11 protein-coding genes are annotated in these 13978 nt (G+C 60.1%); 4 read left to right on the top strand and 7 right to left on the bottom strand.

All coding sequences use genetic code 11. The features are described 5' to 3' along the window. Positions 1 to 54: 54 nt before the first annotated feature. The 4 genes from NKI99_RS05815 (at position 55) to NKI99_RS05800 (ending at position 4371) form a co-directional block, all read left to right on the top strand. The gene (locus NKI99_RS05815) at positions 55 to 1059 is read left to right on the top strand and encodes an SDR family NAD(P)-dependent oxidoreductase (protein ID WP_023808953.1); all 1005 of its coding nucleotides are present in this window, start codon (positions 55 to 57) and stop codon (positions 1057 to 1059) included. Further along, positions 1056 to 2285 carry a hypothetical protein gene (locus tag NKI99_RS05810; protein ID WP_031212341.1) on the top strand — a complete coding sequence of 410 codons (1230 nt, stop codon included), beginning with the start codon at positions 1056 to 1058 and terminating at the stop codon, positions 2283 to 2285. Before NKI99_RS05815 ends, NKI99_RS05810 begins: the two co-directional genes overlap by 4 nt. Before the next feature lie 16 nt (positions 2286 to 2301). Further along, positions 2302 to 3564 (top strand): polysaccharide biosynthesis/export family protein, encoded by a 1263-nt coding sequence (locus NKI99_RS05805; RefSeq protein ID WP_352610094.1) that lies wholly within the window; start codon positions 2302 to 2304, stop codon positions 3562 to 3564. A 63-nt stretch (positions 3565 to 3627) separates the two neighbouring features. Further along, positions 3628 to 4371 (top strand): N5-glutamine methyltransferase family protein, encoded by a 744-nt coding sequence (locus NKI99_RS05800; RefSeq protein WP_050592622.1) that lies wholly within the window; start codon positions 3628 to 3630, stop codon positions 4369 to 4371. Between the two features lie 60 nt (positions 4372 to 4431). Here the strand turns inward: NKI99_RS05800 and NKI99_RS05795 are convergent, their stop codons facing one another. From NKI99_RS05795 to NKI99_RS05765, 7 genes are all read right to left on the bottom strand, one after another. Next, positions 4432 to 4698, bottom strand: a complete 267-nt coding sequence (locus NKI99_RS05795; protein ID WP_013533122.1) for an acyl carrier protein — start codon at positions 4696 to 4698, stop codon at positions 4432 to 4434. 39 nt (positions 4699 to 4737) lie between these two features. Then, positions 4738 to 6291 (bottom strand): class I adenylate-forming enzyme family protein, encoded by a 1554-nt coding sequence (locus NKI99_RS05790; protein WP_352610091.1) that lies wholly within the window; start codon positions 6289 to 6291, stop codon positions 4738 to 4740. After that, the gene (asnB, locus tag NKI99_RS05785) at positions 6288 to 8309 is read right to left on the bottom strand and encodes an asparagine synthase (glutamine-hydrolyzing) (protein WP_352610089.1); all 2022 of its coding nucleotides are present in this window, start codon (positions 8307 to 8309) and stop codon (positions 6288 to 6290) included. The genes NKI99_RS05790 and asnB overlap by 4 nt, the downstream gene beginning before the upstream one ends. Positions 8310 to 8312: 3 nt before the next feature. After that, positions 8313 to 9296, bottom strand: a complete 984-nt coding sequence (gene nadE, locus NKI99_RS05780) for an NAD(+) synthase (RefSeq protein ID WP_032908690.1) — start codon at positions 9294 to 9296, stop codon at positions 8313 to 8315. Further along, positions 9293 to 12028 carry an AMP-binding protein gene (locus NKI99_RS05775; RefSeq protein WP_502895789.1) on the bottom strand — a complete coding sequence of 912 codons (2736 nt, stop codon included), beginning with the start codon at positions 12026 to 12028 and terminating at the stop codon, positions 9293 to 9295. The genes nadE and NKI99_RS05775 overlap by 4 nt, the downstream gene beginning before the upstream one ends. 919 nt (positions 12029 to 12947) lie before the next feature. After that, the gene (locus NKI99_RS05770) at positions 12948 to 13229 is read right to left on the bottom strand and encodes a hypothetical protein (RefSeq protein ID WP_352610084.1); all 282 of its coding nucleotides are present in this window, start codon (positions 13227 to 13229) and stop codon (positions 12948 to 12950) included. A gap of 113 nt (positions 13230 to 13342) precedes the next feature. Beyond that, the gene (locus tag NKI99_RS05765) at positions 13343 to 13936 is read right to left on the bottom strand and encodes a DJ-1/PfpI family protein (protein WP_013533129.1); all 594 of its coding nucleotides are present in this window, start codon (positions 13934 to 13936) and stop codon (positions 13343 to 13345) included. Between the last annotated feature and the right edge of the window lie 42 nt (positions 13937 to 13978).

The following is a 13978-nucleotide window of genomic DNA, read 5'->3' as shown; positions in this document are numbered from 1 at the left end:
ATTGTTGTTCGTTCGCCAGTTTGACGGCTCACATGATCGAAGGAGTGCACGGTCGTGAACTATCACGGCAGGAAGGTCCTGGTCACGGGTGCGGATGGATTTATCGGATCCCACCTCACGGAAGCGCTGGTGCGCGAAGGTGCCGATGTCACGGCACTGGCCCTCTACAACTCGTTCGACAGCCATGGCTGGCTGGATGATTTGCCCGACCACGTTCGAAGCCAGTTGCAGTGCATTCGGGGGGACGTTCGTGACAGCGCCTTCATCAACCGGATCGTGCGCGGCCAGGCGGTGGTGTTTCATCTGGCTGCGCTGATTGCGATTCCCTATTCCTATGCGGCTGCCCAATCCTATGTGGAAACCAATGTGCTGGGTACCGTGAATGTCCTCGAAGCGGCACGCCACTGGGAAACCGAGCGCATTGTGCATACGTCCACAAGCGAGGTTTATGGCACCGCTCTGACCATGCCGATCCACGAATCCCACCCGTTGCAGGGACAATCCCCCTACTCCGCATCCAAGATCGGCGCGGACATGATGGCGGCGTCCTATGCCAGGTCCTTCGATGTGCCGGTGGTGATCCTGCGACCGTTCAATACATACGGGCCGCGCCAGAGCGAGCGGGCCATCGTGCCGACCATCATAAGGCAGGCTCTGGACGAGAACTGTTCGGCGATCATGGTCGGCGACACCAGCCCTATCCGCGACCTTACCTTTGTGGAAGACACTGCGGCGGCATTTGTGGCGGCAGGGGCGGCCAAGCTTGAATTTGGCCATGCCTACAATGCCGGCAGCCAGCGCGCCGCCAGTGTCTCGGACGTTTTGGAGTTGGTGCTCGAGTTGAGTGGCACCAGGAAACCGGTCCGCCGCGATGAAAGCCGGGTGCGGCCGCAGAACTCCGAGGTTCGTGCGTTGCTCGCCGATTCCTCAAACCTTGAAAGTAAAGTCGGATGGCGGGCACATACGAGCCTGCGTGATGGTCTGGAAAGGACCATCGAGTGGTGGCGCTCGCGCCTCAGCGAAGGCCGCGTCCGTCGTGAAATGAGCTATATGACATGACCTTTCCGCGGCTCATACCGGCTGTGCTGCTGATGGCCGCTCTGCTGGCGCTGCACACAGCCGGAAACCGGCCGAGCGGTGCGGCAGGCACGGAGCCGTCAATGGATCTGCCCGCTTACCTGAAACCTGTCACTGATCCGGCGACAGGGATCAGCTTTACTCGGATTACCCAGCCCGGAGCTCTTGGCAGCGGAATTGTCTGCGGCAAGATATATTGCAGTCACCGATACTCGAGCGCGCAAGCGTGGAATGCGGATCAGAGCCTCCTCGTCCTCATGAACGGCTGCAACGGCATGTGTTTCCTCGACGGGAAAACCTACCTCCCTTTGTTTCACCGCAACAAGTCGGGTGAGTGCGAATGGCGCCCTCGAAAGGCGGAGATGATGATCTGTGTCGACGGTCAAAAGATCTCGACTTGGGCTCCCCGCACCAATCGTGAGGACATAGTGTATGCCGCAACGAAATATCGGGATCTCGAATTCGGCCCGTCCAAGGGAAATCCTAGTCGTGACGGCAACCGCATTGCCGTACGCGCGACCCGCGATGATGGAGCTGCCGTCGTCTTCGCATACGACATCGACCGGCGTCTGAAATACCCGGACATCGATCTCGCCCAGGTTGCCGGAACGACCAGTTCCTGCACCATTTCTCCGCTTGGAGAAAACATCCTGTGTTTCCAAAACCTGGTCGACGGCACCGAGCAGCGAGCCATTTTCGCAGTCGACGGCACCCTGCGCCAGAGGTGGAAGGACCATCATCGGCCCGGCCATGGCGATTTGACTCTCGATGCGGATGGTAGCGAGATTTACGTCGGAACCAGCAAATCCGCTCCGGACGAATATCAGGTGATCAAGCGTCGGCTGTCCGATGGAAAGGTCACGTCGCTCACGAAGTACGGTGAGGCCGAGCATACGTCGCTGCGTGCTTTGGACAGGCCCGAATGGGCATTTATAAGTTACGGGGGCAATCCCGATGAGGTTCGGAGCCATCCAAACTGGGCGCCATACACGCGCGAAGTGATCGCGCTGCGTGTTGACGGTCGTCAGGAGGTCCGACGCATCGTGCAGACGCGAAACGCTCCATTTGACTATTGGAGCGAGACACATGCCTCACCGTCCCCTGATGGGTCGCAAGTGATCTGGTCGAGCAATTGGGGGGTGCCTGGTGGGCCGGTCTACGAATTCGTCGCCCGTCTCGATTGGCCGCAGCAGCCGAGCTTGAATTAAAGGGAGATTGCCATCAATGGCCTTCGTTAGCCGAATTTTCTTTGCAGCGCTTGCCGGCTGCCTGGCCCTGGATATCGCAGCCGCGGCTGAAGCGCCGGTGGCCTACAAGCTTTCCCCCGGCGACACGGTAGAGATAGGAATTGCCTCCATAGCGGAACGAACGCAACGCGCGATTGTCCAGATGGATGGCTCGATCGCGCTGCCCGAGTTCGGGATGATCCCAGTTGGCGGGTTGACGCCGGCTGAATTGCAGACGCGCATGGAAGCGGTGCTGCCAACCAAGATCGTCCACCAGCGTCTGCCTGATGGACGGGAGCAAATAATCGTCATCAAGCCGAGCGACGTCACGGCCGTGATCGCGGAGTACCGGCCGATCTACGTGACTGGCGATGTGCTGACGCCAGGGCAGCAGGCTTACCGGCCACTCATGACAGTCCGGCAGGCGATTGCGGTCGCCGGCGGTTTCAGCCTTCTGCGGTCGCGGGCAAGCCAAAGCGGACCTGATCCCGTTGATCTGCGACGCGACTACGAGTCGATCTGGGGGGATTATATCAGGGACTACTTTCATGGCGCCCGTATCCGCGCCGAACTTCAGAACCAGGCAGAATTTGACATGCAGCCGCCGCAAGGTTCGCCCCTGTCGAATGCATTGATATCGGCGGTCGCGCAGGCGGAAGCGGAGGGTCTCAGAATTTCGCTGAACAATTTTCAACAGGAGCAAAGCTATCTCGACAAGACCGCCAAGGATGCCGAGGCTGAGGTCGAGGTTCTGCTCAAGCGCGAGCAGACGGAAGCGGCCGCGGTGAAACAGGATGAGGACGATCTGGCGCGGGTCACCAAATCGTTCGAATCGGGCAACCTGACCAACAGCAGGCTCGCCGACGTCAGACGTGCCGTGCTGATGTCGTCGAGCCGGGCGCTCGAGACGTCGGTCGAACTCATGAGAACGCGACGCCAGCAGGAAGACTTCGTCAGGCAGCAGGAACGCAATGAAAATCAACGAAGGATCGGCCTTCTGAACGAGTTGAGGGACACCGACCTTCGCCTCGCCGAGACCACTGCAAGGCTCCACGCAGCCAGCCAGAAGCTTCAGCCATCAGGGGCGTCCGCTCTTCCACTGCCGGTCGCCGGCGAAACCTTCCAGGCGCGGATCACAATAACCGGCGGGGCCGGCGACGCGTCTAGAAGTCGACCGGTCGACCAGGACACTGAGGTCGCGCCTGGAGACACGATCGAGGTGAGGTTCAGCAGCGACCTGCAGAGTGCGGCGATCCAGTAGCTACGCGGACGTGAACGTAGCCGGGAACGATGAGGCTGATGCCTCGCCTCACAGCATGAAGACATGGGCGACCTGAGAAATCGAGCATGGGAAAATCAAGAAAGCGGGTTTGTCGTGATTGGTGAAATAGATGTCGCCAGCGCCTACAGCACCGGCCGCACCGACTTCATGGGACTGAAGTTGGTTGTCGCGCCCGGCGTGCTCGTCCCTCGCCCGGAGACGGAATTGCTCGGCTGCACCGCCCTCAATGTGCTGCGTGAACTTAATCGGCCGGTCCCGCGTGTCGTCGACATGTGCTGCGGGGCAGGCAATCTCGCCTGCGCCATTGGATACAAGGTCCCCACCGCGCGCGTCTGGGCGAGCGATCTCACTGACAGCTGTGTAGAAACCACGTGCCGGAACGTCGCCCATCTTGGCCTGGCCGGACGCATTTCGGTGCTGCAGGGCGACCTGTTCAATTCCTTCTCGGGTCTGGAGCTCGAAGGCACGATCGATCTGGTCGTTTGCAACCCGCCTTACATCTCCGAGAAGCGGCTCGAAAACGACCGCGCGCATTTGATGGAACTTGAACCACGTGAGGCGTTCGCTGCCGGGCCCTACGGCCTGAGCATTCACATGCGGGTGATCAAGGAGGCGCGGCGCTATCTGCGGCAAGGTGGTATGCTGCTTTTCGAGGTCGGGCTTGGCCAGGACCGGCAGGTCATGAGTTTGGTTGAACGTTCCAAAGGCTACGAGAGCATTCGCACGGTTGCGAACAATGCTGGTGAAGCCAGGGTGGTTTGTGCACGAGCCAGAACGCCAGCGTGAGCCGCGCCATGGGTTTGCGCGCTCGGTTGGGAAGACGCCCTTATTACCATCGCCCGGCGATCAGTTTTCCTTGCTCACCACGTAACGTGCAATTCCCTGGATGGAATCGAAATTCTCAGGCAGAAGTTCACTGTCCTCGACAGTGATGCCGAATGTCTCCTCGACGAAGCCGATAACTTCAAGCACTCCAGTCGAGTCTATGATGCCCTGGTCGAGCAACGACGTTTCAACCTCCAGGGCACGCGGGTCGGCCACGTAGAAATTTGACGCCAGAAAGGCGCGTATCTGATCGCTGTAGGTGTCAATTCTGTTGTTCGTGCTCAGCATTGAATTGGCCTCCGATCCAAATGATTTCCAGGTATCGCTTTATGACAGCGCTATTTTCTTGAGCTTGCCCGTGTCCGTCATCGGTAGACTGGACACAATTTGGATGGACTTCGGAATCATGACGTTTTCCAACCGCTTCTGACATTCCATCCGCAGCTGCTTTTCGCCTATGATCGTTCCTTGCTCCATGACGACAAACGCTTTCACTGCTTGCCCCAGCAGGTCGTCGGGAACTCCGACAACCGCGGCTTCCCGTACTCCCGGGATTTCCATCAGCACGTTTTCGACTTCCCTAGGCGCCACCTTTTCTCCCCGCGATTTTATGATCTCATCGCTGCGGCCGACAAAATAGAGGTACCCTTCCTCGTCCATTCGGCAGTAGTCGCCGGTGTACAGAACCTGCTCGCCGGGCAAAGGGCCAGGCTTGAGCTTCCTCGCGGTAGCCTCCGGCTTACCCCAGTAGCCCTTCATGACCGTTGCTCCGCGGATGACCAACTGGCCGACGACATTGGGACCGACCTTTCGGTCATCCTCATCGACAATCCACATTTCGGTGTTCGGGATGGCGATCCCCACGCTCAACGGTTTTCGCGCAAGATCTTCCGGCGGAAGATAGGTGCAGCGTTTGCATTCGGTCAGGCCGTACATCGAATAGATCCGGGCATCGGCAAACAGTTCCTGGAGCAGGCGAATGTGCTTGAGCGGCAGTGCCGCAGCAGTGTTCGTGACATACCTTATGCTTGCAAAATCATTTGCCTTCAGCGTCTTGAGATCCGACAGCGCGGCAAAGATGGTCGGCACGCCGGGAAAGCCTGTAACTCTCTCCCTTTCGATGATCGCAAGTATCTGTGCGGGGAAGGCAAACGAGCGCTCGAGGACCAACCGCGCCCCGGTACGGAATGCCATTATCATCTGATAGAGGCCGTAATCGAAGGCCAGGGGCAAGACATTGAGGATCACGTCGTCTTCGCCAAGCTCGAGGTACGAGGCGATAGACGCGCAGGCTGCCATCATGTTCCTGTGTGTCAGCATCACGCCTTTGGGTTCGCCGGTCGAGCCCGACGTGTAGATGATGGCTGCGAGATCGATATCGATGCGGCGGCGGGCCGGCGCTTTGCCGTGGCCGGCAGCCGCCTCATCCCAGCGCACGGCATGCGGCAATCCCCGGAGCTCGGCGTCGTCCACCTGACCGGAGACGATGAGCCGCCGCAGCGACGGACAGTTACGCGCCGGCTCAGTAAAGATCGGCTGCAAATGTTTGTCGGTGATCAATGCCGCCGGCAGGCAATCGTTGAGCAAATACCCCAGCTTGTCGCTCTTGGTGAGCGGATTGACGACGCACACAACGGCGCTCGCCTTGAGAACCGCCCAGAAGCTGACCACGGTCTCGACGGTGTTGTCGGCGAAGATCATGACGCGGTCACCGGGGGCGACCCCGGACGTGACGAGATGATGGGCGACCGCGTTGGAACGTGTCTCAAGCTCATCATAGGCGAGCCGGTGCCCGCCGCACACCAGCGCCACCTTGTCGCCGAGCCGGCCGGCCGAATGGCTGAGGTAGTCGTGCAGCAGAGGGACGGCGCCATGCATCATACCAGCACCTCTTGCCTGTGCAGGTGATCGACATCTATCCTGAGGTCGACCGCACACCCGCTCGAAGGGCGGCTTGCGACAAACTGCTGATGGAGGAGCTGCGTCGACAGCACGCCGACCAACGCCATGTTGTCCGAGTTGGACAGATCCCCATCGCCGGTCTTGGCAGCGCATTTGTCCAGCAGGCGCGCGACCGAGTTCGGATCAAAGACATTCGCCGCGCGCAGGGCAGTCTCCGAGAGTGCTTCGCGGACATAGGCGGGTGCGCTATCGCCGATGAAGCAAAGTGCGTTGGGCGCCCGGTAGGGTTGCTTCTTGCGGGCCACGACTTCCGCGGGCACGATCGATTTCGCCACACGCTTCAGCACGTGTTTCTCATCCAGAATGCGCAGCTTGTAGTCGGCCGGTAGCGAATTCGCCAAGGCCACCAGCCTGTCGTCCAGGAACGGGAACCGCCCTTCGACGGAATGGGCCATCAGCATCCTGTCTCCCTGCGAGGAGAGCAGGTAGCCCGACATCAGCGTCCTGATCTCAAGATACTGGTCCTGCGCGAGAGGACCCCATCGTTGAAACTCTTCGGGCAGGCGGCAGAGCAGGTCCGCCACCACGTCGTGACGCGCCGTTTCGGCGTGCATGTCGGCCGAGAACAGCCGTTTGATGGCGCTGGTGGTGCGCCAGCGGGTATCATGCGCGAAGCCGGGCGCGCCAAATGCATGGATACCATGTCCAAAGAACTGGCGCGCCATCGCCTGCTGCTTGACCGGCGAGCGGCTCAGATAAGGGTAGAGGCGTTCCAGCAGTCGCGCGCGTCGGGCAGAGGCGGGCTGCCGCCCCCAGAAGCGGCGGACCTTGCCTTCCCGGAACAGGTCGTAGCCGGCGAACATCTCGTCGGCCCCTTCGCCGGTCAGCACGACCTTGATGCCATGTTCGCGCACCAGCCTCGAGAGAAGGAACAACGGCGCCGGCGCCGTCCTGAGAATCGGACGCTCGGCGTGACGGATCACATCTGGGAAGATGTCGGCGATGTCACCGCGCGAAACCATCACCTCGTGGTGTTCGCCGCCGCTCGCACTTGCAACCAGCCGCTGGTAACGGGTTTCATCATATTCGGCGTCAGCAAAACGCAACGAGAAAGTCTGGAACGGCGCGCCGGCGAAGCGCCTCCCGAGCATGGCGACAAGTGAGCTGTCGAGCCCGCCGGAAAGGTAGCAGCCGACCGGCACATCCGCCTTCACCATCCTAAGCGCCGTCGCGGCCCGCAAGGCGCCGCGCACTTCGTCCACCGCATCCTCCAGCGAGCCCCTGAAGGTGCCGTGGGCCGGGTCCTCGTTCTCGGGATAGCAAGGTTTCCAGAAAGCCTGCTCACGAACGCTGCCATTGTCGTAGATGCGGACATGGCCGGGGGTAAGTTCCTGTACTCCCTGAAATACGCCTTGCGGCGGTACGACGGTCCACAGCGTGAAAGTCTGGTCGACCCCCGCCGGATCGAAGGCCCGCGGTATCGCCGGGTCGGCTGCGAAGATGGCCTTAACTTCGCTGGCGAAATGCAGGCGGCCAGCGTGTTCGCACAAATGCAGCGGGCAGATGCCGAACCGATCGCGCGACAGGACGAGGCGGCCCGTCAGCGAGTCCCAGATGGCGAGTGCCCACTGCCCGTTCAGCCGCTCGAACGCGGCCACGCCCCAGGCGCGGTAGGCATGCACGACGACCTCCGTATCGCTGCGGGTGCGGAAACGATGTCCCAGGGCCATGAGTTGTTCACGTAGCTCGACGTAGTTGAAGATCTCGCCGTTGAACACGATCCAGGTGGTATCGCCTGTGTCGGCGAGAGGCTGCTGTCCGGTCGAGAGATCGATGACCGACAGGCGGGTATGCGCCAGCCCCGCTCGCCTGTCGCGGTAAAGGCCGCTTTCGTCCGGACCTCGATGGGAGAGCGCGGCTGCCATTCTCAGAAGCGCGGCTCGTGACGGAGGCTCCGCAGCCGCGTTCAGCGCCACAATTCCGGCGATGCCGCACATGGGTCAATCCCTGTCCATCGCAGCGGACAGCTGCGGCCGTGCGTGAAGGTAGCGTGCGGCGCGGCGTTTGCTGACGATATCCTTATAGACCTTCTCGACCTGCTCGGCCGTGAGGCCGGCGGCGGCGGCGACCGCGCCGGCCGAAATTCCGTGATTCATGCCGTAGAGGCACAAATCCATCAACTGATAGGGCAAGGCGAAGTAGAACTCCTCCTGGGTTTGCGCCATGGAAAACGTGTCCGTGGTCGGCGGCCTTGTTCGGACCTCCGTGTCAATCCCGAGATATTCCGCCAGCTGGTAAACCTGGGTCTTGTAGAGATGGACGATAGGCATCACATCGGCGACGCCGTCGCCCTGCTTGACGAAGAAGCCCTGGTCGTATTCGAGCCGGTTTGGCGTGCCTGCCACTGCATAGTTGAGGCGGTCCGCATGATAATATTCGGTCATCTTGCGAACCCGCTGCTTGTAGTTGGTAGCAGCGACGATCTGCAGGTAAGCCGCCGGCGACAGACGCACGGTGTCGATCTTTCCGTCCGGATCCTCGACCGTAAGGCGCGTGATATTGAGGCCGCTGCTCTCCAGCACCGATGCCATGACCAGCTTGCATTTCCAGCCTTCGCCATATCCAGGGACGGCAGTTCGGATGGCCTCGATCTGTCGGGCGTAGGCGCCAATGCCTTCGAGCGCCGGCTCGATATCTTCAAGGATGGTGTCGATGCCAAGCTGCCCAGCGACGCTGCGGCCAAGCCTCAACGAGTCGCCTGACGAATCGCGCTCCGGCATGAACAGGCCCAGTACCTTGTACTTTCCGAACGCCCGTGCGCACACCGTTGCGACGACCGAACTGTCGATGCCTCCGGAGAGCCCGACGACCACTCCGCGACGCCGTTGTGTGCCGAGAACCTGTTCGCGCAAAGTCTCGACGATGCGATCGATCTCCAGCCGGGCATCGAGCGCCAGCACATCGCTGCTGAATTCGCCGATCAGGTCGATGACACTGCCTCCTGTTTGCGTGACTCGATTGAAGAGTAGGTCTCGGTCACAGCGTTTTCGATGAGTGGGCGATTGACGGTCAGATGAGGCTCCACGACCATGTCGATGTGGGTGCCGGCGATCGGAATGACGTCCAGATGGACGAATGCCCGATCCCACCCGAGTGCAAGGGGCATTCCGGGCCGCGCGCAACGGAACAAGGTGCCGGTGATCGGCAGTATCGGCCTAGGTTCTGTCAGCCATTGGAAGAAGGCCCGCGCCCGCAGAACCTCCTGCAGTTCCAGTTTGGTTCTGAAGCTCGTCGGATTGAACTGACCCTCGGCATAGCGGTCGAGGAAGCCGGCAAGCCGGGATTCGCAGTGCATTTTGACCGCGACCTTGGCGAGCGCGCGACACGCCACCCGACTAGCCGATATACGATTGGTTCGGATCCGGTGAAATGTCCGGGTAATGGTCTCCCAACGCTTGCTGCGCTCGCCAACCAGGCTGGTATCCAGAATGCCCGTGAACGCTACCGCTCGCCCTTGATCAAGCAGACGCGCGGCAACCTCAAAAGCGACCGCTCCTCCGAGCGAGTGGCCAAGCAGGCGAACACAGCCGGTCGGCTGCACGCGGTTGATATGATCAATTGCAGCTTCGACCATTGCGGCGACAGTGTTCTGACCTTGCAGGATCATGCCCAGGGCCGGATATCTGATGGGAGACACCCTGGCGACCTTGCTTATTGCTGATGCGAACGAAGCAAGGCTCGGACCATAGCCGACCGACCCGGGGAAAAGGAAAAGCAGCGGAGGCTCGTGTTTCCAGGCGGGCGCGTGCTCTCCGCCTCCTTGAGCGGAAATGACCGCTGCAACCATCTCATCGAAGCTCATTCCAACCGTGAAGGCTTCCAATCCGAGCTCTTGCCCGATCGCGCTTTCGATTTCCATCACGCAATGCAGCAGCTTCAGCGAATCTCCCCCCGCTTCATCCCAGCACCCCAGTGCGACCCGCGTTTTAAGGACCTTGGTCCAGGCACGCCGTACGATCTGATGAGCAGGAACTTCATTTCCCGCATGGGCGATTTGCGGTGGGGGCGTTGTTTCCCGCACCGAAAGGTCGATTGCAGCCAGCATTGCCATATCGATCTTTCCGCTGGCCAGCCGCGGTATCTCGGCGCTTGCATGGAGCCGCAGCGGGCAAAGCGCCGGCGGCAATTTTGTCCTGGCAAGTTGGCGCAGCTCGTCGCAAAAACTGGCTCCCGCCCCGCCGTGCGGGACGGCGAACGCAACCAGTTCATTCGCCGGGGTGACGATAACCACGGCATCCTTCACCGACGGCGCGCCACGCAGAACCCGTTCGAGTTCGGCCGGCTCAACGCGCCGCCCATTGACCTTTATCTGGCGCCCTTTGCGACCGATGATCCGCAACAGGCCATCACTCCCAATTTGCACAAGATCGCCCGTTGCAAAGATACGAAGCGTCTGATCGGCGGGATCTATTTCAAACGGAACGACTGCCCCGTTTTCCCAATATCCGAGTGCGACATACGGGCTTCTGATCAACAGTTCTCCGATCTTGCCGGGCTGAACCGGGTAACCCTCTTCATCGACAATTGCGAAGCTGATTCCCGGAAGCAGCCAACCGACGGGAGCTGAGGAATCGAATTCCGGCCAATCGTGCGGCAAGAACCACTGCGACCCAGTCGTTTCCGTCGATGAATAGCCGATCTGCACCAGGCAAGTTGGCGGGACAGCCTTGCGCACCAGGCGGATGTCGGCCGAGGACACCTTCTCGCCTCCAATTCGGGCAACCCTGAGTGAACCAAAGGCGTCCGCAGGCTCATCCGCCAGGAGAGCGCGAAGCAATGCCGGCACCAGATACGTGATCGTCACGCATTCCGATTGCATGCGGCCGCGAACCGCGCGCAGGCCGACGGCTTCGACCTCCACAAGCTGCAACGTAGCACCCGTAAGAAGAGCAGCAAGGATTTCCCGGCAACCGGCGATGGTTGCCGGGCCGGTCAGGGGCAGGAAAACATCCTGCGCATTGATGTGGCAGGCGTCGACATATTGCTGCACTCGGCACAGCAAGCTCCGCTGGCTGTTGACAATCCCCTTGGGGCGGCCCGTGCTGCCGGAGGTATAAAGCACGATTGCCGGTGCATCGACAGAAACGGTACGGTGTTCAGCTGGACGAAGCGTTGCCTGCAACGATTGCGCTATCTCGATCCGGGCAACGTGCTGGGGCAGATCAAGGCCGTGGATGCCTTTGTCGCCAATTATGGCGGAGAGCCGCGCGTCGGCGACGATTTCGTTGATGCGCGAGTCCGGATCTCGCACGTTAAGCGGTACTGACGGTCGACCGGATGCCATGCTGGCCAGCATCGCAACGGTGTACCAGACCGAGTTGGCCTGAAGTATTCCAACCGCATTTCCATCGGGAACGACGGCTTCAATCCGGCTGGCCAAGGCCTCGACCGCCCGAAAAAGCTCGGAATAGGTCAGTCGGTTGGTGCCGTCGCTGGCGGCTAATTTTTCGGAATAATGCCCGGCGATTTCCCTCAGGTGATCAAAGACCGGAATGTCGACGAAGCCAGTTCCCATCCGTTGATGCAGACGTAGAACGGGCCCGCCCTCGTCAAGAGCATGATCGGGAACTTTTGACCATCGACAAGAGACCACCGGTTGGTAGTCAGTCTGCACCGTTCGAATCGCCCTCGAAGATTCTAAATGCGCCAGAGACATAAGGGCCCCACGTTAGGATTGTTGCCGCTTATCGCCCCGCGGCATGATCTTTTCATCAATCATTCGGATGATGCGCGAGGCGGTCTTGATCACTTGAATCGTTCGAAGTTGAATATGCCAGCCTGCGCCCGCTAAGGCTGCGGGGCTACCTTACCGAGGTGTCGGGCTGTGCGCTGCTGTCCGCTTCGCCGGCGCCTGAAACGAAGCAGTATGCGAATACTTCCCCTCCAAGCTCATCCGTGACACGAACCCAATTGTTTTCCCATGTCCGCAGGGTAACTTGGCGTCCTGTTGATATAGTCGCCGCCGTGAACGGGCTGGACGCATTGACATTACTCGCCGCAACTACGTCGTCCCCTTCCATTTGCTCTACCAGGTATGTTTGCATCACTGCTCCTGACTGCAGGGCATGGCCGGCTCAATTGCGTGTAGCTGGAGGCATGAACTCCAACCGCAAGGAACGGATTTCGTTCCATGCAACAGGCAACACTACCGCCGGCAGTCAGCGTTCAGACTGCCCCTGGCAGGACCATGGCCTAGCCGCTGAATGACTTGGTCAGGACTGAGCTATGCTTTGGCGGAGATGGACCCTCGCGTTGCGAAGCCCCATACTTCTGGAATAGTGCAATCTTGTCGGGATAAGTAATCCGGATTTCGCTGTGACACCCCTCGCAGCGATATTTGGATGCAACCTGAAACCAGCGCCCGGGTTTCAGCAAAGCCAATCCGCAACGTGGACATTTGAATGTCATTTCAAGAGGGCATAGATTCTGACACAGCGGCATTTCGCAACTTCCATAAGAGATATCTAATGTTAGGCAACGGCAGCCGGCCGGAATCGTTCCTAGACGCCGTTCTTTTCGTCAGGCCGATGACCAACCCGGACGTCAGGGACTATTCGTTATCCGCGATGCCATATTCACTGACGCAGGTCTGAACTGAGGCGCATCACGCTTTCATGGTGACGTCGCGCCTGAGCGCCGATCGAACGGCTGTCAGAAGGTTTTATGAGAACTTGTTCACCGGGCCTCGGCACCGAGCGTGATGGCCTCGGGGCGACGACGGGCCGCACGGTCGACGACACGACCTCTAATCCGGACGCTGAAACAACGCCGCGCGCCAGCATGTCGAACAGCACTGCCGCGATCAGTGAAACAAGAAGGACGAAAAGCGGCGTAACCAGGCGGCGATCCTTGAGCATCTCGCCTATATCGTTGTGCTCGGGAGCCGCGATCCCGACCGAATTTATGGATATGGAGGCGCTGTTGAAAGCAACCGACGCATCCCTTGGCGAAATGCGTCGGTTCCAGAAGCTTATGCGTGGCGGATTTCCGTTCCCAGCACCTTCAAACATTCGCGGATGAACGCAGCAAGCGCCGTCCAGCCTTTGGCAGAAACCATTGTCCCGTCCACATAGGCCTCGGTCGGCGACAGGTCGATATAGGTGCCACCCGCCAGTGTCACCTCAGGCTCGCAGGCGCCGAGTGCTGCGACCTTCTTGCCACGCACCACGCCGTCAACAGCGATCAGGATCTGCACACCGTGGCAGATGGTGAAGATCGGCTTCTTGGCCTCGTGGAAATGGCGCACGATCGCCTGCACGCGCTTGTCGGTGCGGATGTATTCCGGGCCGCGGCCGCCCGCGCAGTAGACGGCATGATATTGATCGAGCTGCCTCTCGGCTTCCGAGAAAGTCTTGTTGATCAGCGCATAGTGGCCGAGCTTTTCGGTGTAGGTCTGGTCGCCCTCGAAGTCGTGCAGCGAGGTCTTGATCAGATCTCCGGCGTTCTTGTCTGGGCATACCACGTGGATGGTGTGACCGACGGCTTCCATCGCTTGCTGGTAGACAAAGATTTCGTATTCTTCGGTGAACTCACCGGTCAGCATCAGTATCTTCTTGCCTGGCATGGCTCTTCCTCTCAGTGTTTGAGCTAGGCAAGGCGCAGACCG

Origin of the sequence: Mesorhizobium sp. M0239, assembly GCF_040321815.1 — a bacterium.
Lineage (GTDB): Bacteria > Pseudomonadota > Alphaproteobacteria > Rhizobiales > Rhizobiaceae > Mesorhizobium.
This window is presented reverse-complemented; position numbering and strand designations above follow the sequence as displayed.